Here is a 19079-nt window from a genome sequence, read left to right as displayed (position 1 = left end):
AGCCTAGCGTCCGGTGAGGTGCCATGCGTCTTCGCCGCCGTCGTCATCGTCGCTGTCCGAACCGTCGTGGTAGTCGATCGCCTCGGTGCGCGCGTCGAGGTCCTTCGCAACGAGGTCCTGGGCGTAGGGCGAGGCGACCTCGTACTCACCCGTGTGGTGGTTGGCGCTGGCGTTGTCGGCCAGCGCTCGCGCGGAATGGCTCGCCGCTGGGTCCTCCGCGGACGACGGCGCGTCCTGGCCCCGCAGCGCGGCCAGCACGGCAGGCAGGTCGTCGGGCTTGACGAGCACGTCGCGGGCCTTGGAGCCCTCGGACGGACCGACGACGCCTCGGCTCTCGAGGAGGTCCATGAGCCGTCCGGCCTTCGCGAAGCCCACGCGGAGCTTGCGCTGCAGCATGGACGTCGACCCGAACTGGCTGGTCACGACAAGCTCGGTCGCCTGGAGGAGCACTTCGAGGTCGTCTCCGATCTCCTCATCGATCTGCTTCTTCTCGGCCTCGACCGCGACGTCGTCGCGGTACGTGACCTTGAGCTGGCCCTTGACGTGTTCGACGACCTTGTGGATCTCGGACTCGGACACCCACGCGCCTTGGACGCGCATGGGCTTCGACGCGCCCATCGGGAGGAAGAGCGCGTCACCCTGGCCGATGAGCTTCTCGGCGCCCGGCTGGTCGAGGACGACGCGGGAGTCCGTGACCGAGGAGGTGGCGAACGCCATGCGCGAGGGTACATTGGCCTTGATGAGGCCAGTCACGACGTCGACCGAGGGCCGCTGGGTCGCCAGGACGAGGTGGATGCCAGCCGCTCGGGCAAGCTGCGTGATGCGGACGATCGAGTCCTCGACGTCCCGGGGGGCGACCATCATGAGGTCCGCGAGCTCATCGACGATGATCAGCAGGTACGGGTACGGGCGCACCTTCCGCTCGGACCCCGCCGGCGGAATGACCTTGCCCGCCCGCACAGCCTTGTTGAAGTCGTCGATGTGCTTGAAGCCGTAGTTGGCCAGATCGTCGTAGCGTGCGTCCATCTCGCGCACCACCCATTGGAGGGCCTCGGCGGCCTTCTTCGGGTTCGTGATGATCGGGGTGATGAGGTGCGGGACGCCCTCGTAGGCGGTGAGCTCGACGCGCTTGGGATCGACCATGACCATGCGCACCTCATCCGGAGTGGAGCGCATGAGGATCGAGGTGATCATGGAGTTCACGAACGAGGACTTGCCGGCTCCGGTCGCGCCGGCGACGAGGAGGTGGGGCATCTTGGCGAGGTTCGCGACGACGTAGCCGCCCTCGACGTCCTTGCCCACGCCCATCACCATGGGATGCTCTGTGCGGCGGGCGTTCTGACTTCGCAGGACGTCCCCCAGCGAGACCGTCTCGCGGTCCGCGTTCGGGATCTCGATGCCGATCGCGCTCTTGCCTGGGATCGGGCTCAGGATGCGCACGTCAGAGCTTGCCACGGCATACGCGATGTTCTTGCTCAGTGCCGTGACCTTCTCGACCTTCGTGCCGGGCGAGAGCTCGATCTCGTAGCGCGTCACTGTCGGGCCGCGCGAGAAGCCCGTCACCTCGGCGTCGACGTTGAATTGCGTCAGCGTGTCGGTCAGGGCCGCGACGACGACGTCGTTGGCCTCGGTCCGTTCCTTCGGCGCGGACCCCTGGACCAGGAAGTCGGACTGCGGCAGGGTATACGCGACGTCGCCCGAGAGCTGGAGCTGTTCGGTGCGCTGCGGGATCGGCGTCGGCGGGGGCGTCGGTGCCACGGGCGTCGAGGGCACGTGGATCTGCGGGGCGCCCGTCGATGCTCCTGGGTTCGGCGTCGGCAGTCCCACGGTGGGGATCGCTTCGGTGACGTCTCCGACAGCGCCATCACCGGCGGTGCCGGCGCTGGAGGCCGCGGCGTTGCCGCGCCCCTGCGCGGCCCGGATCTTCTGGATGGCGGCCTCGGCCTGGGACCGCCCGGGGGCAGGCATCGCGGCCGTCGGCGCTGTCGCGTCCGCGTCCTCGACGACGGCCCGCTCGTAGGGCTCGTCCCCGGCGAATCCCTCGGGGCGCCCGTCCTGGTCGTCCCGGTCCTTCCCGAACAGGCGACGCCTCTTGGGCTTCTCGCGGGCGTCCTTGGCTCGGCGCTCCGAGTCGTACAGGTAGCTGCGGTCATGCCCGTCCTGCTCCTCGGGGGGCAGGTCGAGCCCCATGAGGTGCTCCCACGAGGAACGGATGCGCCTCGGTATCGCGGCGAACGGAGTTGCGGTGACGATGAGGACCGAGATGAACACGAGCACGGAGTAGATGACGACGGGAACCGCGGGATGGATCGCTGCGAGCAGGGAGGCGGCGAGGAAACCGAGCATGCCGCCGGCCGCACGGAGTCCGTCAAAGCCGTTGACCGCCGAGGGGAGGCCGCTGAACACGTGCGCGAGGCCGGTCGCGGCGAACGTCATGACGAGGAACCCAATGCCCACGCGGTTGTTGCCCCGGTGGTCCTCCGGCTTGCGGAACAGCCGGAACGCACACACACCGAGCATGAGCGGCAGGAGCAGTGAGACCCACCCGAAGGTCCCGTTGACCACTGCGTAGACCGCGTCCGGGAACCAGCCCGTCCAGCCCCACCATGCAAAGGTCGCCACGAACACGGCGAGGACCAGGTTGAACAGTGCCGCGCCGTCGCGGCGTTCACTGGGGTCGATGTCACTCACGTCGGTCCCGATGCGGCGCGCCCCTCCCCCGACGGCGTGGGCGAGGGCACCCCACGCGCCGCCGATCACGCGGGCGAGCCACGGCTGGCCTGCGTCGGTCGTGGTGACCCCGCGCGACGTCGTGCTTCCCCTGCCCGTCTTGCCCCGGGTTGCCGCACCGCCGGACCGGCCGCCCGCCTTTGCGCCGGTGGCCTGATTCGACCGCGGGGTCGGCCGTGAGGGGTTCGACCGGGTCGGTGGCGTGGGAGAGGTACGAGTCGCCATATTGGCCACCGTATCGCGAAAGGCCGCCGCCTCCGCGGATATCCACGGGAGCGGCGGCCTTGAGCTCGCCCGATCCTGCTGGATCAGGCCTCGAGGATCACGGGGATGATCATCGGTTTGCGGCGCAGCTTGCGGGCGACCCAGGTGCCGATCACGCGGCGAACCACCTGCTGCAGCTGGTGGGCCGTGTGGTCCGACTTGGCGAGGATGGCCTCCTCGAGGGCCTGGTTGATCTTCGGGATGATCTCGTCGAACACCGAATCATCCTCGGCCACACCGCGGGCGTGGATCTCGGGACCCGAGACGACCTTGCCCGTCGAGCGGTTCACCACGGTGATGACCGAGATGAACCCCTCCTCGCCGAGGATGCGGCGGTCCTTGAGGTCGACGTCGGTGATCTCTCCGACGCTGCTGCCGTCGACGTAGACGAAGCCGACCTCGACCTGGCCGACGATCTTCGCGACGCCGTCGGCGAGGTCCACCACCGTGCCGTTGTCCGCAAGGATGACACTCTCAGGCTCCATGCCCGTCTCGAGCGCGAGGTTGCCGTTGGCGATGAGATGGCGTGTCTCGCCATGCACGGGCATCGCGTTGAGGGGCTCCACGATGTTGTAGCAGTAGAGGAGCTCGCCGGCCGCCGCGTGGCCCGAGACGTGCACCTTGGCCATTCCCTTGTGGATCACGGCCGCGCCGAGCTTGAGGAGGCCGTTGATCACGCGGAAGACGGCGTTCTCGTTGCCCGGGATGAGCGACGACGCGAGGATCACCATGTCGCCCTCACCCACCTGGACGCGGTGGTCGCCATTCGCCATCCGTGACAGGGCTGCCATCGGCTCGCCCTGCGATCCGGTCGACATGAGCACGAGGCGGTGGTCCGGGATGCTGTCGATCGCCTTGACGTCGACAAGGATGCCCGGGGGCACGTCGAGGTAGCCCAGCTTCGAGGCGATCCCCATGTTGCGCACCATCGACCGACCCACGAAGGCAACCTTGCGGCCGTGGTGGTGCGCGGCGTCGAGCACCTGCTGCACGCGGTGGACGTGCGAGGAGAAGCTCGCCACGATGATGCGCTTGCGGGCCTGCCCGAAGAGGCGGTCCAGCGTGGGGCCGATCTCCTTCTCCGCGGTGGTAAAGCCGGGGACGTCCGCATTCGTCGAGTCGGCCATGAACAGGTCCACGCCTTCCTCGCCCAGGCGAGCGAAGTGGCGCAGGTCGGTAATACGACCGTCGAGCGGCAGCTGGTCCATCTTGAAGTCGCCAGTGTGGAGCACGGTCCCGCCCGCGGTGCGGATGAACACCGCGAGCGCATCCGGGATCGAGTGGTTCACTGCCACGAACTCGGTCTGGAACGGGCCGAAGTCGAGGACCTGCCCTTCCTCGACGATGCGCAGCACGGGAGTGATGCGGTGCTCGGCGAGCTTCGCCTCGACGAGCGCGAGCGTGAGCTGCGAACCGACGAGGGGGATGTTCCGGCGGCGGCGCAGGAGGTACGGCACGCCGCCGATGTGGTCCTCGTGGCCGTGGGTCAGCACGACGGCGAGGATGTCGTCGATGCGGTCCTCGATGTACGAGAAGTCCGGGAGGATGAGGTCGACGCCGGGCTGCGTCTCCTCGGGGAAGAGGACGCCGCAGTCGACGACGAGGAGCTTGCCCTCGATCTCGAAGACGGCCATGTTCCGCCCGACCTCACCCAGTCCGCCGAGCGGGACAACCCGCAGTGTCCCCGACGGGAGCCGGGGCGGAGTGGTGAGGACGGACAGGGCTCGTTGGGTCATGCTTGTGCTGCTCCTAGGCGGCGAAGTCCATTCCGGCTTCGCCAAGGTCGTTGCGGATGAGGGTCAGCTCCGCGTCGCCCGGCTCCACGAGGGGGAGACGGACCACGGAGTTGGGCAGGACTCCCTGCCACTTGAGAATCTGCTTGGCCGCGACGGCACCCTGGACTCGGGTCATGACGCCGCGGATCACCGGGTCGAGCTCGAAATGGATCCGGCGGGCGGCCGCGAAGTCGCCCGCGAGGGCCGAGTCGACGAGGGATCGGAACTGCTCCGTAGCGACGTGCGCCGTGACGGAGACGACGCCGAGCGCGCCCGCGGCCATCCACGGCAGCGTGAGACCGTCGTCGCCCGAGTAGACGGCGAGGTCCGTCGCGGCAAGCACGCGGGTGAGCCCACCGAAGTCTGCCTTGGCATCCTTGAGGCCCTTGATGTTGGGGTGCTCTGCGAGCCGGAAGATGGTCTCCGTCGCGATCGGGATCGCGCTGCGGCCCGGGATGTCGTAGAGCATCACCGGGAGGTCGGTCGCGGAGGCGATGGCCTCGAAGTGGGCCTGGACGCCCTCCTGGCTGGGCTTGTTGTAGTACGGCGTGACGAGCAGGAGGCCATCGACGCCGAGCTCGGCGGCCCTGCGCGAAAGGTTCACGGAGTGACGAGTGTCATTCGTGCCGGTCCCGGCGATCACCTTGGCCCGACCGCCAACGGCCTCGAGGACCGCCTTGAACATGCCCAGGTTCTCTTCGTCGGTCAGGGTCGAGGTCTCGCCGGTCGTGCCCGTCACCACGAGGCCATCGCAGCCGTCGTCGACGAGCTTGGCCGCCAGATTGCCCGCAGCATCGTAATCAACCTCGCCGTCAGTGGTGAACGGAGTCACCATGGCAGTGAGGAGGGTGCCGAAAGTACGCGTCGGGGAATCCGTTGAAGCCATGCACAGAACGTTACCGTGTGCACTGGTGCTTTGGGCAACGCAGGTCAGGACGGGTGGCGGTACCTCGTGAGCGCCGAGCGGAACAGGACAGCGGGCACAACCTCTGAGCCGGTCCCCGCTGCCGTCACCATCCGGTGCCCATCCGGCCCCCAGATGCCGCTGAGCCCACACGATTCTCCGAGGGTGCTCGCGCCTCCGGCATTTGCCAGCAGCGCGAAGAACCGGCTCTCCATGGCGCGGGCCCCGAAATGGAGGTCCAGCCGGCGCTCCTCCCCCACGACGTAGACAGCCGACGCCGCATAGAGGTCGGCGCCCGCGGCCGCGGCCTGCTCCGCGTGGCTCGGATGGGCGGCGTCGAAGCACACCGCGAAGGCCACGTTCCAGCCGTCGATGTCGACGACGGTTGGCCGGCTCCCCGGTTCGAACAGGTCCTTCTCCGCCCCGTGGAGGTGCATCTTGGGGGCAATAAGCGGCGGCGTGCCGGGACGGACCAGGATGGTTGCGAGCCGCGGCGTGCCATCGGGCTCGCGGACGGCCGCGCCCACCGCGGCGGCGATGCCCATGTCCTCGCACGCCGCTTGGAGCTCCCCGAGCTGCGCCGATGGGCTCGTGAGCCAGGCCGATTCGTCTGCCAGGAGGTCGAGGTCGTATCCGGTGAGGGACAGCTCGGGGAACACTGCGAGCCTCGCCCCGTGCCCGTCTGCGTCCTCGAGCAGCCGGATGTGCTCGTCGACGTTCGCGCTCACCCCGCCGGGTAGGGCCACAGACTGCACGGCAGCGACGGTCAGCTCGGCGGACATAACGCCATCCTAGGTCACCCCCGCAGGCAGCACAGAACACCGATCACCGCCTACGGCCATGGCCTCCCCGTCGGTCGCACCCCACGCTCGGCGGGACGCCTCACGCGCCGGCCCGGCCCCGGGCGCCGAGCTCCGAACCCGCCGCCCGTGCCCGCACGGTCACCCAGCGTTGAAGAGTGCCGCACGCACGAAGGAATGCCTCCAATTCGCCCTTCGTGAGGAACGCGATGTCCGCCTCCGACAGCCTGCGTGCAAGTTCGCCGGGCGGAGGGTCCCCCGGCAGGACCGGACCCCCGGCACGCCACGCGTGAACCGAGGGGTCCCGCCCTACCACCCTCTCCACCAGCTGCCGGGAGAGGTATCCCACCGCCCCGGGGGACAGGAACGGGGCGGTGGGAAGCTGCTGAGCGGGCAAGGGGCTCCGTGGAGGCTGACGTTGCCGGGATGCCTCGAGACCACCAGCCTGAGAATCACCGGTCGGGAGATCACTGGTTCTGAGATCGCCGCTTCTGACAGTGCCAGGCTTGAATTCACTGGCCGTGAACCCACTGATCTTGATCTCACCGGTCCCCGTCTCACCGGTCCTCGTCTCACCCGCCTGCTGGTCGCTCGCCCCGCTCATGCGCCCATGCTAATCGAACATATCTTCGAGGTGCAATCATTCGAACCGAAACTCACGAGGTGTCCTTGGATCACCCCCGCACATCGGGCGGCAGCTCACGGGGTGCCGGCAGCAAATCGGCAACCGCAGCGAATCGGCCGCCGATGGGGTCGAGCGTGAGACGATCGGTCCCATGGGCGGACGATCGGCTTCCCCTCGGGCCGCTGGCCACAGGCCGCGAACGCCGACGGCACGGGTGTCGAGGCTCGACGGAATCGACATGGCCCGGGGCGCCGCGCTGCTCGCGATGATCGCGACCCACGTCCTGCCCACTTTGGAACAGAGCAACGCCACCCAGCAGTGGGCCGCCACCTGGGTGGGACTGGTGTTCTCGGGCCGCGCAGCTGCGCTGTTCGCCGTGCTCGCAGGCATCTCCCTCTCACTGGGGCGGGTTCCCGCGGTCCGGAATCGGCTGGGCCTCGCCCTCCGCGCGGCAGTAGTGGCCGCGATCGGGCTCACGGTGGGTCTCGTCAAGGTCGATGTCGCCGTGATCCTGGTCCAGTACGCCGTACTGTTCTGGTGCGCGCTCCCTGTCCTGGCCCTGCGCCGCCAGGCCCTCGGGCTGCTCGCGGCAGCGTGGATCCTCATCGCGCCGGTCGTGGCCTACCTCGTACGGCCCGTTCTCCTCGACGGGTCTGTTCGGATGCAACTCGGGCACAATCCCGTGTGGGCCGACGTCGCCGACCCCGCACGCCTCCTCGCAGACCTCATGGTGACTGGCTACTACCCCGTGCTGCAGTGGTTCGGCTATCTTCTCGTGGGGCTGTGGATCGGGCAGGCCGATCTCACGCGCGCCGCAACCCAGGTGTGGATACTCGTGGGCGGCGCCGCCGTCGCCGTCGTCGCCAAGGCCAGCGCTTGGGCATTGCTCATACCCCTCGGGGGCATCAACGCCCTGCTCGCGACCGGCCAGGCCCGGCTCTGGCCACTTCAGGCCATGCTCGAGGCCAATCTGGCCGGCGTCGAGCAGACCGGGACGTGGTGGTGGCTCACGACGGCGTCTCCGCACTCGGGCACGACGCTCGATCTCCTGCATACGTCGGGGACGTCCGCTGCCGCGATTGGCGCGTTCCTGCTCGTGGCGAGGATCGGGCCGCTAGCCCGCAGCGGAATCCTCCTGCCGCTCGCCGGCGCAGGCGCCATGACCCTCACGCTCTACACGGCGCACGTGTGGGCGCTCTCCACCCCCTTCGCCGAGGCAGCCCACCTCACGCCTGAGTCGCTCTTGGCCGTTCACATCGCCGCCGCACTCGCGATCGGCCTGTTCGTGCGGGCCAATGGGTGGCGCGGCCCGCTCGAGGCCATCTCACACGCCGCGACCCGGCTGGGGCTGGCCGCGCGGAAAGGCCAGGACGCCGCTGCGCGGCGGCCCGCCAGACGCTGAGGAGCCAGGGCGGCAGCGGGCACCGCGTTGCCGCTACGGGGCGCGGTAGAGCGAGATGGCCCGGCGCATCGAGGAACGCGCCTGCTTTCGGTCCCCGGAGGCGTCATAGGCGAGGCCCAGCCGGTACCAGGAGCGCCAATCGTCCGGTGCTGCCTCGGCCTCTGCGCGGTACTGCTCGAACTCGGCGTCGGCGGCCGTGCGGACGATCCGACCGGCGGCGGTGCGCGGCAGGTTGTCCTCCGGGAGTCCGCCCTCGGCCTCCAGCTCCTTGGCCATGCGCTCGAGCCTCGCGCCGAAGGACAGCTCGCGCACAAGCGCCCAGGCACCGACGACCGGCAGCACGAGGTAGGCGAGCCCGATGCCCTTGGCCACCGGCTGCGGGTCCATCAGGAGGATCCTGGCCCGGTCGAAGGTGACGATGAGGTAGAAGACGAGCAGGAGGGTCACGGCAGCGACACCGATCTTGACCTTGTTCGCGCGGATCCAGCCCCAGGCCACGCTCGCCTTCGGCGCGTCCACCGAGCTCACAGCCCGAGGTCCAGGTAGCCGTCCAGGCCCACGGTCAGCCCGGGGTGGTCGGCCACCGTGCGCAGGCCAAGGATGACGCCGGGCATGAAGGACACACGGTCGAATGAGTCGTGCCGTATGGTCAGCTGCTCGCCAACGCCGCCGAGGAGCACCTCCTCGTGCGCGACGAGCCCGCGGAGGCGCACCGCGTGGACGCGCACGCCGTCGACGTCGGCACCGCGCGCGCCGTCGAGCTGCTTCGTGGTGGCGTCGGGCGAGGGGCCGACGCCGGCCTCGGCGCGCGCTGCCGCGATGAGCTGCGCGGTGCGGATTGCGGTGCCGGACGGTGCATCCACCTTGTCCGGATGGTGGAGCTCGACGATCTCGACGGATTCGAAGTACCGCGCGGCCTTCGCGGCGAACGCCGAGGCGAGCACTGAACCGAGCGCGAAGTTGGGGGCGATGAGCACGCCGACGCCGGGGTGTTCGCCCAGGAGCGCCGCGAGCGAGTCGAGCCGGGGGGTGTCCCACCCCGTCGTCCCCACGACGGCGTGCATGCCGTGCTCGACCGCGAAGCGCACATTCGCCTCGGTCGCGTCGGGGATCGAGAGGTCTACGATGTAGCGCGCTCCGGCATCGACGAGATCGTCGAGCGAGTCGCCCCGGCCGAGCGCCGCGACGACCTCCAGGTCATCCGCAGCGTTGACTGCCTTCACTGCCTCGGAACCCATGCGCCCGTTCGCGCCCAGCACTGCTACGGGAAGTCGTTCTGCCATGCGCCCAAGCCTACTGGTCAGCCGAGGGCGGCCACCCATTCGCTCCCGCCGCCCTCGAAGAACTGCTCCTTCCAGACCGGCACCTCGGCCTTGACCCGGTCCACGAGGTCGGAGCAGAGCCGGAAGGCCTCGCCCCGGTGCGCCGCCGAGACGGCACACACGAACGCGGCGTCGCCCACCGCGAGTTCCCCGATCCGGTGCGCGATCCACACCCGCATCGCGCGCTCGGACGCGCCGTGGGCCTGCCCATGCTCGGCGATGACCGTCTCGACGACGCCTCGCAGCGTCGCCCCAGCCGTCGGGTGGGCCGTGTACGTCAGCCGCGTGACGCCGCGGCCGTCGTCATGGTTGCGGACCACACCCGAGAACAGCACGACGGCGCCCGCATCCGCGGCGTCGACCGCAGCGCGCGCAGCAGCCTCGTCGAGCGGCTCGGAGGTCACCGCAGCGTGGACCACCTCGACTGAGGCGTCCGCACTCGCTGCATCGTCGGCAAGGGCGCCATCGGCTCGAGCGTCGGAAATGGAGCCGCCAGGGGCTGCGCCGGTCATACCCTCGGCCGGCAGGCCCTCACTCGGCATGGTCATGGCTGCCTCCCCTTCCCGCGACCTGGTCGCAGACGTGTCCAATGATCGGGTCGAGAACGGACAGTCCATCCATGACACCCGACGGCGAGCCGGGAAGATTCACCACAAAGGTCCCCCCCGCGATGCCCGCGTACCCGCGGGAGAGAGCGGCAAGCGGCGTCTTGTCCCGTCCGGCGGCCCGGATGGCCTCCATGAGGCCCGGGACCTCGCGGTCGAGCAGGGGCAGCGTCTCCTCAGGCGTGACGTCGTCGGGGCTCAGGCCGGTGCCCCCGCTCGTGACGATGAGCGCGGGCTCGAGCGCGAGCAGTGCCCGCAGGGCCGCCCCGACGCTGGGGCCGTCCGGAACCACGGCGGTGGGGATGACCTCGAAGCTGTGCTCGGCGAGCCAGTCGGCAATGACCGGCCCCGTCCGGTCCTCGTACACGCCCGTTGCCGCACGCGTCGAGGCAATGATGATTCCTGCGCTCCTGAGCGAGCTCATCGGGTCTCCCCGAGCGTCCAGTCCCCGCTCTTGCCCCCGGACTTCGCGAGGACCTTGACCTCGGAGATGACCGCGTGTTTGTCGACCGCCTTGACCATGTCGTAGACACCGAGGGCCGCAATCGACGCCGCGGTGAGGGCCTCCATCTCTACCCCTGTCACGCCACGGGTCTTGACGGTGGCGAGCACGGTCACCGAGGTAGGGCCGGACTCGAAGTCGACCGTGACCTTGGTGAGCGGCAGCGGATGGCACAGCGGGATGAGTTCAGGGGTCTTCTTGGCCGCCATGATGCCCGCGACCCGAGCCACCGCGAACGCATCGCCCTTGGGCAGGCCGCCCTCCGTCAGGAGTGCCATGACCTCGGGCGTGGTTGTCAGGACCGCCTGGGCCGTGGCCTCGCGCGTGGTTTCCAGCTTGCCGCTCACATCGACCATGTGCGCACTGCCGTCCGCGCGCACGTGGGTGAGCCGGGGACCGGAGCCCCGCGGTGGAGTGGGCGGATTCTGCGGGGTGTCATTCACGTGAGCCATACTTCCACCTCCGCGCCGACCTCGAGCTCGGTGACGCCATCGGGCACCATGGCGAGGGCGTCCGAGGCCGCGAGGGCGCCGAGGAGGTGCGAGCCCGGTCCCCCGACGAGTTCGACGCATCCGTCGGCGCGGAGCCTGGCGCGCCGCACCTGGAGCTTCCCGGGCGGCGACGTGAGCGCCTCGGCCAGCGGCGCCCTCAGGCGGCGCCGGCCCCGCGGCGCCCCGAAGAGCTCGGCGAGGACGGGGCGCAGGAGCACTTCCCACGAGATCCAGCAGCTCACGGGATTCCCGGGGAAGGCGACGACCGGCAGTCCCTCGAAGGTCCCGAGGCCCTGCGGGCCGCCGGGCTGCATCGCGAGGTGCGCGAACTCGACGTCGTGCCCGTCGAGGGCGAGCTTGGTCGCCTCGAACGCGCCCTTCGAGACGCCTCCCGTGGTGATGACGACGTCCGGCCGCGCCTCCCCCTCGAGCCCCGCGAGCCTCTCGAGTTCGCGCCGCAGCTCATCGGGATCGTCGCTGCGGACAGCCACGTTCGCGGCCGCGATGCCGGCCTCGCGCAGGGCGGCCCACAGGAGCATCCCGTTCGCGTCATAGATCTGTCCCGGCGCCAGCCGCGTGCCCGCGGCGGCCAGCTCGGCGCCGGTGCTCAGGAGCGTGATCCGCACCGGACGGCGCACCGGCACCGTTGAGAGGCCGAGGCCGGCGGCGAGGCCGATCTGGGGAGCCCCCATCGCGGTGCCGGCCGCGAGCACGACGGCGCCCGCGGCCACGTCGCTCCCGGTGCGCCGCACGTAGGTGCCCGCCTCCACGGAGGGGAGGGACACCGTGGCGCCCTCCTCGGGGAACCTGGGCGGCTCGGCCCGCTCGACCGGTACTACGGCGTCCGCACCCTCGGGCATCATCGCCCCGGTCATGATGGGCGCAGCGTGCCCCGGGGCGAGCGGCACGGGCACCGCACCTGCAGGAATGGCTGCCCCGACCGTGAACTCCCGTGCTCCCCCGCCTACAGCCCCCCTGAAGTCAACGGACCGGACCGCGAAACCGTCCATCTGCGAATTGTCGAACGGGGGCAGGTCCACGGGCGCCACGAGGTCGGAGCCCAGAGCCGTGCCCAGCGCCGCACGGAGCGGCAGCCGCTCGAGTGGCCGCGCAGCCAGCGGCGCGATCAGTGCGGCGATCCGTGCGCGGTGCTCTTGGACGCTCCGGTGCTCCTGTACGCTCCGGTGCCCTGCCCGGGAGTTCTCGTGGACGCCCTTGCCCGTCCCGGTCTCCAGATGGTTGTGGACGTGCGCGGGGCCGGTGCCCGCCGCGGGACCTGTCATGTGGCCTCCAGCTCAATGATGTCGTAGCCCGTCGCGCCGTCCGGGGCGGGCGGGGCTACGTTGGGGGTCTGGACCTGGCCGTCGCCGTCGGTCGCACGGACGGCGACCCGGTGCTGGCCGGGCGCGAGCCGGACCGATGCGGCCCATTGGTACCAAGTATCCCGGGATATCCCGGTGCCGAGCCGCGCGGGCTGCCACGCGCCGTCGTCCACCTTCACCTCGACGAGGGCGATGCCGCGATGCTGCGCCCAGGCAACCCCGGCCACCGTGACATCCCCCGCTGCGACACGGGTTCCCCGGCGCGGGACGTCGATGCGCGAGGCGGTCTTGACGGGACCCTTCTCGCTCCAGCCGCGCGTGCTCCAGTAGGCCGTGTCTGCCGCGAAGGTGGTGACCTTGAGCTCGGTCACCCACTTCGTGGCGGACACGTAGCCGTACAGTCCCGGCACCACGAGGCGAACGGGGAAGCCGTGCTCGGGCGGGAGCGGCTCTCCGTTCATCGCGACGGCGAGGAGCGCGTCCCGTCCGGGGTCGGTGAGGGCCTCGAGCGGGGTGCCGGCGGTGAAACCGTCGACGCTGCGGGAGAGCACCATGTCCGCCCCGGACTGGGGCTGGGCCCTCGCGAGCAGCTCGCGGACGGGCCATCCGAGCCATCGCGCGTTGCCGATCAGCGTGCCCCCCACCTCGTTCGACACGCACGTGAGCGTCACGTAACGCTCGACGAGCGGCTGCGCGAGGAGTTCCTGCCAGGTGATCGTCAGCGGATGGTCGACGAGGCCGGTGACCGCGAGCCGCCAGCCGGTGGCGTCCACGGAGGGGACCACGAAGGCTGTGTCGATCCGGTAGAAGTCCGGGTTGGCGGTCACCAGGGGCGACACGCCGTGCACACCGACCTCGGCGCCTGTGGGGATCGCCGGGGCCGGATCCGCGGGGGTCGGGAGGCGGAGCGCCTCGCGCGCGGCGGCTGCGGCCAGCGAGGCCCCGCGCACGACGGCGGTGACCGCACCTCCCAGCGCGACGACGACGGCCGTCCCGGCAAAGGCCCGCAGGAAGCCGCGGCGTGGGAATCGGGCAGTCCCCCAGCCCTCCGGCACTGGACCTGTCGGCCGCGCCGACGTGGGAAACTCCGCCGACCTTGGAGGCTCCACCGACGCGGGAGACTCCACCGACGCGGAAGGCTCCATCGACGCGGGCAGCGCGCCGGCGGCGTCGTGCGCTGTGCCCGCCGTCGCTTCGCGCCGCAGCCGGCCCACGAGCCAGCGCACCAGCGACATCGCGACGGCCCCGGCGATCAGCGCGCACACCCAGGCGGGTGCCGAGGAGAGCGAACGCGTCGCCACCGCGGCCAGGCCCACGAGCCCGATCAGGCCCGCGAGCCCCACCCCCAACCCCGCGCGGCGCAGTTCGAGCAAACCCGCAGCGGCCCCCAAGAGCGCGAGGACGATCGCGATGACGGTGACGAGGAACGCCTTGTCCCCGGTGCCGAAGGCCTGGATGGCCCAGTCCTTCGCTGCGGGCGGGGCGAAGTCGACGACGGCGCCTCCCACAGCGGAGACCGGGCTCAGCGACGGGCTCATGAGGGCCGCGCCCAGCTCACCCGCAAGTACCCCCGAGGCCGCCGCAAGCACACCGGCGAGGGCCGCGAACACCGTGCGGCCCCGCGTCGCGGACCGCCCGGGGGGCGCGGCAGGACGGGGCTCGAGGCTCATGTGTCCAGAATAGGTGTGCGGGGCACCGCCACTCCGGCCGATTCCTTACGTCGCGGTGACGCCCCACCGGGTAACGCGCTGTCCAGCACGTGGTCCGTCCCACTGGCGTACCGTAGATGCATGACTGTTGAGCTCGGCATCCCGCGACTGCGTGCCTCGGACGCGCCGCGTGCGGACCCGCGCGCGGCGGACAGGCCTGACGGCCTTCCCGGCCTCGTAGACCGGTTCGGGCGGGTCGCTACGGATATGCGGCTCTCCCTCACGGACAAATGCAACCTGCGCTGCTCGTACTGCATGCCGGCTGAGGGGCTGCCGTGGCTCGCCAAGGACGCGGTCCTCTCCGCGGACGAGATCACACGTGTCGTGGGAATCGGCGCCCGCCTGCTGGGGGTGCGCGAGCTCCGGCTCACGGGCGGCGAGCCGCTCGTCCGCGCGGATCTGGTGGACATCGTCGCCGCCCTGCGCGCAGCCCATCCGGACCTGCCGATCGCCCTCACCACGAACGCCGTGGGCCTTGACGCGAAGGCCGCGCCGCTCAAGGAGGCCGGCCTGTCGCGCATCAACGTCTCGCTCGACACGCTGCACCCCGAGACCTTCGCCCAGCTGGCCCGCCGGCCGTTCTTCGACCGCGTTCTCGCGGGCATCGAGGCGGCCGCCGCCGCTGGACTCGGGCCGGTCAAGATCAACGCGGTCCTCATGCGCGGCATCAACGATGCCGATGCGCCGGAGCTCTTGGCGTGGTGCCTCGAGCGCGGATACGAGCTGCGGTTCATCGAACAGATGCCGCTCGACGCGGACCACGGCTGGACCCGACGGGGAATGGTCACCGCCGGCGAGGTCCGCGAGGTCCTCTCGACGCGCTTCCGCCTCTCCCCCGACCCGCGGGCCCGTGACGGCGCGCCCGCGGAGCGGTTCGAGGTCCGCCCCCTGGACGGCGAGACGCGCGACGGCGCGCCTTCCTCGGGCGGTCAGGGCCCGGCGCTCGGGACGGTAGGCATCATCGCCTCCGTCACCGAGCCGTTCTGCTCGGACTGCAAGCGCACGCGCATCACGGCCGAGGGCAAGGTCATGAGCTGCCTCTTCTCCCACGAGGAGGTGGACCTCCGCGGACTCCTGCGCTCCGGCGCGACCGACGAGGAGGTCGCGCAGCGGTGGCAGGAGGCCATGTGGCTCAAGCCCAAGGCACACGGCATGGGCCACACCGGGCTCGGCGCCGATGATTTTGTCCAGCCCGACCGGTCGATGTCCGCGATCGGCGGCTGACGGGGCCCGAACCCTCGGCATCTTTCGGCATCTTGAGGAGCAGCAGTGCAGATCACCCTGCGGTACTACGCCGCGGCCCAGGCCGCCGCCGGCGTCGGCGAGGAGCCCCTCGAGGCGCCCGACGGCGCGACCCTGGCCGACGCGCTCGAAGCAGCGCTCGCCGTCGTCCGCGTTCCGGCGGGTGGGGCGGGCACCCCGACCACCGCGCCGGCGCTTGCCGACGTGCTGCGGAGGTGCTCATTCCTCGTCAACGAGGTCGCAGCGAAGGACCGTTCCCGCGGGCTCGCGGACGGCGACGTCGTGGACGTGCTTCCGCCCTTCGCCGGGGGCTGACGGGCCAGACGGCACCGACGTCAGATCCCTCTCGAGGATGACGACACGTGCGTGCAGGCGGCGTAGCGTTGGAGCAGAGTCATCGGGGAGGTCGTCATGCAGGTCACTGTGAACCGCCGTTGGGTCCGTTGGATCCCGGCCGCCGCGGTCCCGGCCGTCGTGGCCATCGGGCTGCTCGCATCAGGGGCGACCGCGGTGTCCCCGCCGCCTCCTGCCACCCCCGCGCAGGTTCTTGCCCTCGCCGCGGGCCACAGCGCCCGGCAGTTCTCCGGAACGCTCGAGGAGACCGCCGACCTCGGCCTGCCGGCGATCCCAGGTCAGGCGCTCGGCGCAGCGAAAGGCAGCTCGACCCTCGGCTCCGAAGCCGCGCTCCTCGAGCTCCTCACGGTGCCGCACACCGCGAAGGTCTATGCCGACGGGCCTGCCAGGATCCGCGTCCAGGTCATGGACCAGCTCGCCGAGCGCGATGCCATCCGCAACGGCTCGGACGCCTGGACCTATGATTCCGCGGCGAACACCGTGACCCACGTGACTCTCCCGGCCGGATCGGCCGAGACCGCGCCGGGCACGCTGGCGATGACCCCTGAGAAGCTCGCCCAGCGGTTCCTCGCCGCAGCGGATGCGAGCACCGACGTCTCGCTCGGCGCACCGACGGCGGTGGCGGGGCACAGCTCCTACACCCTCGTCCTGACGCCCAAGGCCTCCGGAACGCTCATTGCCCGGGTGAAGATCGCCGTCGAGGCCCAGACCGGTCTCCCCTTGGCCGTCGACGTCTTCGCCAAGGGCCAGCAAGCGCCCGCATTCAATGCCGCTTACACCCAGCTGGACCTCAAGGCGCCGGACGCTTCGGTGTTCGCGTTCAGTCCGCCGCCTGGCGCGAAGATCACTGAACAGCAGCTGCCCGCGTCGCCGGGTGCGGCGAGTCAGGCGCAGAAGGACCACCCGCAAAAGGACCCGTCGCAGAAGCCGGCCGCCGGCACGCCTCAGGGGTGGGACGCCGTCGTCGTGATCCCGAAGGACAAGGTTCCGGCGGGCTTCACCGATCAGCCCCTCGTGAAGCAGCTGTCCACCCCCGCCGCCGGCGGACGGGTGATCTCGTCGTCGCTGTTCACCGTCTTCCTCGCGGACGACGGTCGGGTCCTCGCCGGGGCGGTCCCAGCGTCGACGCTCGAGGCCAAGGCCTCGGGCACCACTGCGAAGTGACGGCGACTGCGGGCCGCCGAGAGCGGCGTCATGGATGACAGCGTCGTGGGTGACGGCGAGGGCGCTGCGGCGATCCGGACGCACGGTCTCACGAAGCGGTTCGGCGCTCACGCCGCCGTCGACGACCTGAGCCTGACGGTGCCGAGAGGGTCGGTGTTCGGGTTCCTCGGGCCGAACGGCTCAGGCAAGACCACCACGATCCGGATGCTGCTCGGCCTCGTGTCCCCGACTGCCGGGCAGGCCGAGGTCCTCGGGTTGCCTATGCCGCGCGCGGCGCGCGGTGTCCTTCCGCGGGTGGGGGCTCTCGTCGAGGGGCCGGCGTTCTACCCGTTCCTGAGCGGCACGGCGAACCTCGCCCGTCTCGACACTGCGGATCCCCTTGCCCCAGCCCGCACCCGACGCGCCCGCGTGGGGTCAGCGCTCGAGCGGGTCGGCCTCTCCCACGCGGCCGGCAAGAAGGTGCACGCCTACTCGTTGGGCATGAAGCAGCGACTGGGTCTCGCGGCGGCGCTCCTGTCACCGCGCTCCCTCCTCGTCCTCGACGAACCGACGAACGGCCTCGACCCGCAGGGCACGCGCGAGGTCCGAAGCCTCATCCGTTCCCTCGCCGACGACGGCACCACCGTCTTCATCTCGAGCCACCTCCTCGCCGAGGTCGAGCAGATCTGCTCGCACGCTGCGGTGCTGCGCTCGGGGCGTCTCATGGCTCAGGGCACGCTGGACGAGCTCCGTGGCGCCGCACGGCCCCGGCTAGAGGTCCTCACCCCGGATACATCTGAGGCAGCCGAGGTGCTGCGCGGGCTCGGGCTCGAGATCGAGCCCGCTGGGCCCGGAACCGTGGTCGGGCTTCCCGCCGCAGAGGCGGCCGACGGCGCTTCCTCGCCGGCCGCTGCCCCTGCTGCCCCCGAGGCAGTCGTCGCGGCGCTCGTCGCCGCCGGCGTACGCGTACGCGGGTTCAGAGCGGAGGCCACGACTCTGGAGGAACGGTTCGTCGAGCTCACGGGAGAGGGATTCGATGTCGGAGGCTGACACCGCCCGCGGCTCGCACACCGCAAGGCTGCTCGCCTCCGAGCTGCTCGTCCTGTTCGGGCGCTGGCGGACGTGGACGATGCTTGCGGCCCTCGCCGCCGTGCCCGTGGTCATCGGGCTCGCCGTTCGCTTCGCCCCTGGACGGCCCCCGAGCGGGCGGGGACCCGTGTTCCTGGACCAGATCACCAACAACGGGCTCTTCGCCGGAGTCGTGGGGCTGGTCGTGTGCACCCCCCTCTTCCTGCCGCTGACCGTCAGCGTCGTCGCAGGGGATACGATCGCGGGCGAGTCGGGCCTGGGAACCCTGCGCTATCTGCTCGTTGCTCCTGTCGGGCGCATCAGGCTGCTCGTGGTGAAGTACCTCAGCTCCGCCGTGTTCTGCGCGGCGGCGGGACTCGCCGTCGTGCTGGGAGGGGTTCTTGTGGGCGTCGTGCTGTTCCCGCTCGGACAGGCCACGCTCTTGTCGGGGGCGCAGATCGGGCCCGGCGAATCGCTGGTCCGGCTCCTGCTCATGGCAGCCTACGTGACCGTCTCGCTGCTGGGCCTCGCTGCGATCGGCTTGTTCGCCTCGACGCTCACGGGTGTGCCGGTCGGAGCCATGGCCGCGACCGCCGTGCTCGCTGTGGTCTCGCAGATCCTCGGTGCGCTCGACCAGCTCGACTGGCTGCATCCATGGCTCTTCACGGACCACTGGCTCGGGATTGCGGACTTCCTGCGCGACCCGATCTCGTGGGATTCCTTCGGGCAGAACGCCTGGCTCCAGCTCGGCTACGTCACCTTCTTCGGGGCCCTCGCCTACGGCAGGTTCACCACGAAGGACATCCTCGCCTGACGTGACC

At 70.7% G+C, this 19079-nt stretch carries 17 protein-coding genes; 6 read left to right on the top strand and 11 right to left on the bottom strand.

The genetic code is table 11. The annotated features are described in order from the left end of the window. Nucleotides 1–3: 3 nt before the first annotated feature. From AB5L97_RS07465 to AB5L97_RS07450, 4 genes are all read right to left on the bottom strand, one after another. Entirely contained in the window at nucleotides 4–2955 is a 2952-nt protein-coding gene (locus AB5L97_RS07465) for an FtsK/SpoIIIE family DNA translocase (protein WP_369047055.1), read from the bottom strand. Between the two features lie 83 nt (nucleotides 2956–3038). Further along, a complete protein-coding gene (locus AB5L97_RS07460; protein ID WP_307958962.1) occupies nucleotides 3039–4730 on the bottom strand; it encodes a ribonuclease J in 1692 nt (563 codons plus the stop codon). A 13-nt stretch (nucleotides 4731–4743) separates the two neighbouring features. Further along, nucleotides 4744–5655: a 4-hydroxy-tetrahydrodipicolinate synthase gene (gene dapA, locus AB5L97_RS07455; RefSeq protein WP_369047054.1), complete on the bottom strand. Its 912-nt coding sequence runs from the start codon at nucleotides 5653–5655 to the stop codon at nucleotides 4744–4746. A 44-nt stretch (nucleotides 5656–5699) separates the two neighbouring features. After that, nucleotides 5700–6455: a carbon-nitrogen hydrolase family protein gene (locus tag AB5L97_RS07450; protein WP_369047053.1), complete on the bottom strand. Its 756-nt coding sequence runs from the start codon at nucleotides 6453–6455 to the stop codon at nucleotides 5700–5702. 794 nt (nucleotides 6456–7249) lie between these two features. On the opposite strand from AB5L97_RS07450, the gene AB5L97_RS07445 reads away from it, so the two are divergent. Continuing rightward, the gene (locus AB5L97_RS07445) at nucleotides 7250–8500 is read left to right on the top strand and encodes a heparan-alpha-glucosaminide N-acetyltransferase domain-containing protein (RefSeq protein ID WP_369047052.1); all 1251 of its coding nucleotides are present in this window, start codon (nucleotides 7250–7252) and stop codon (nucleotides 8498–8500) included. A gap of 33 nt (nucleotides 8501–8533) precedes the next feature. Here AB5L97_RS07445 and AB5L97_RS07440 read toward each other — a convergent pair whose 3' ends face one another. From AB5L97_RS07440 to AB5L97_RS07410, 7 genes are all read right to left on the bottom strand, one after another. After that, entirely contained in the window at nucleotides 8534–9028 is a 495-nt protein-coding gene (locus AB5L97_RS07440; RefSeq protein ID WP_423246827.1) for a tetratricopeptide repeat protein, read from the bottom strand. Continuing rightward, entirely contained in the window at nucleotides 9025–9783 is a 759-nt protein-coding gene (gene dapB / locus AB5L97_RS07435; protein ID WP_307958958.1) for a 4-hydroxy-tetrahydrodipicolinate reductase, read from the bottom strand. The genes AB5L97_RS07440 and dapB overlap by 4 nt, the downstream gene beginning before the upstream one ends. 17 nt (nucleotides 9784–9800) lie before the next feature. After that, a complete protein-coding gene (locus AB5L97_RS07430) occupies nucleotides 9801–10370 on the bottom strand; it encodes a molybdenum cofactor biosynthesis protein MoaE (RefSeq protein WP_369047051.1) in 570 nt (189 codons plus the stop codon). After that, on the bottom strand, nucleotides 10354–10851 hold the full coding sequence (locus AB5L97_RS07425; protein WP_369047050.1) for a MogA/MoaB family molybdenum cofactor biosynthesis protein: 498 nt from the start codon (nucleotides 10849–10851) through the stop codon (nucleotides 10354–10356). The genes AB5L97_RS07430 and AB5L97_RS07425 overlap by 17 nt, the downstream gene beginning before the upstream one ends. After that, nucleotides 10848–11285 carry a cyclic pyranopterin monophosphate synthase MoaC gene (gene moaC, locus AB5L97_RS07420; protein ID WP_423246847.1) on the bottom strand — a complete coding sequence of 146 codons (438 nt, stop codon included), beginning with the start codon at nucleotides 11283–11285 and terminating at the stop codon, nucleotides 10848–10850. Before moaC ends, AB5L97_RS07425 begins: the two co-directional genes overlap by 4 nt. An 83-nt stretch (nucleotides 11286–11368) precedes the next feature. Continuing rightward, the gene (gene glp, locus AB5L97_RS07415; protein ID WP_369047048.1) at nucleotides 11369–12703 is read right to left on the bottom strand and encodes a gephyrin-like molybdotransferase Glp; all 1335 of its coding nucleotides are present in this window, start codon (nucleotides 12701–12703) and stop codon (nucleotides 11369–11371) included. After that, entirely contained in the window at nucleotides 12700–14412 is a 1713-nt protein-coding gene (locus AB5L97_RS07410; RefSeq protein WP_369047047.1) for a molybdopterin-dependent oxidoreductase, read from the bottom strand. Before AB5L97_RS07410 ends, glp begins: the two co-directional genes overlap by 4 nt. 120 nt (nucleotides 14413–14532) lie before the next feature. On the opposite strand from AB5L97_RS07410, the gene moaA reads away from it, so the two are divergent. The 5 genes from moaA (at nucleotide 14533) to AB5L97_RS07385 (ending at nucleotide 19072) form a co-directional block, all read left to right on the top strand. Further along, nucleotides 14533–15675, top strand: coding sequence for a GTP 3',8-cyclase MoaA (gene moaA / locus AB5L97_RS07405; RefSeq protein ID WP_369047046.1), 1143 nt, complete (start codon nucleotides 14533–14535; stop codon nucleotides 15673–15675). Between the two features lie 51 nt (nucleotides 15676–15726). Next, entirely contained in the window at nucleotides 15727–16008 is a 282-nt protein-coding gene (locus AB5L97_RS07400; RefSeq protein WP_369047378.1) for a MoaD/ThiS family protein, read from the top strand. 96 nt (nucleotides 16009–16104) lie between these two features. Continuing rightward, the gene (locus AB5L97_RS07395) at nucleotides 16105–17211 is read left to right on the top strand and encodes a LolA family protein (RefSeq protein WP_369047045.1); all 1107 of its coding nucleotides are present in this window, start codon (nucleotides 16105–16107) and stop codon (nucleotides 17209–17211) included. 30 nt (nucleotides 17212–17241) lie between these two features. After that, nucleotides 17242–18240 (top strand): ABC transporter ATP-binding protein, encoded by a 999-nt coding sequence (locus AB5L97_RS07390; protein ID WP_369047044.1) that lies wholly within the window; start codon nucleotides 17242–17244, stop codon nucleotides 18238–18240. Further along, nucleotides 18227–19072 carry an ABC transporter permease gene (locus AB5L97_RS07385; protein WP_369047043.1) on the top strand — a complete coding sequence of 282 codons (846 nt, stop codon included), beginning with the start codon at nucleotides 18227–18229 and terminating at the stop codon, nucleotides 19070–19072. Before AB5L97_RS07390 ends, AB5L97_RS07385 begins: the two co-directional genes overlap by 14 nt. Nucleotides 19073–19079 lie beyond the last annotated feature (7 nt).

The sequence above is a fragment of the Sinomonas sp. P10A9 genome, assembly GCF_041022165.1.
Lineage (GTDB): Bacteria > Actinomycetota > Actinomycetes > Actinomycetales > Micrococcaceae > Sinomonas > Sinomonas puerhi.
Note: the sequence above shows the minus strand (reverse complement) of the source record. Positions and strands in the feature narration are given on the sequence as shown.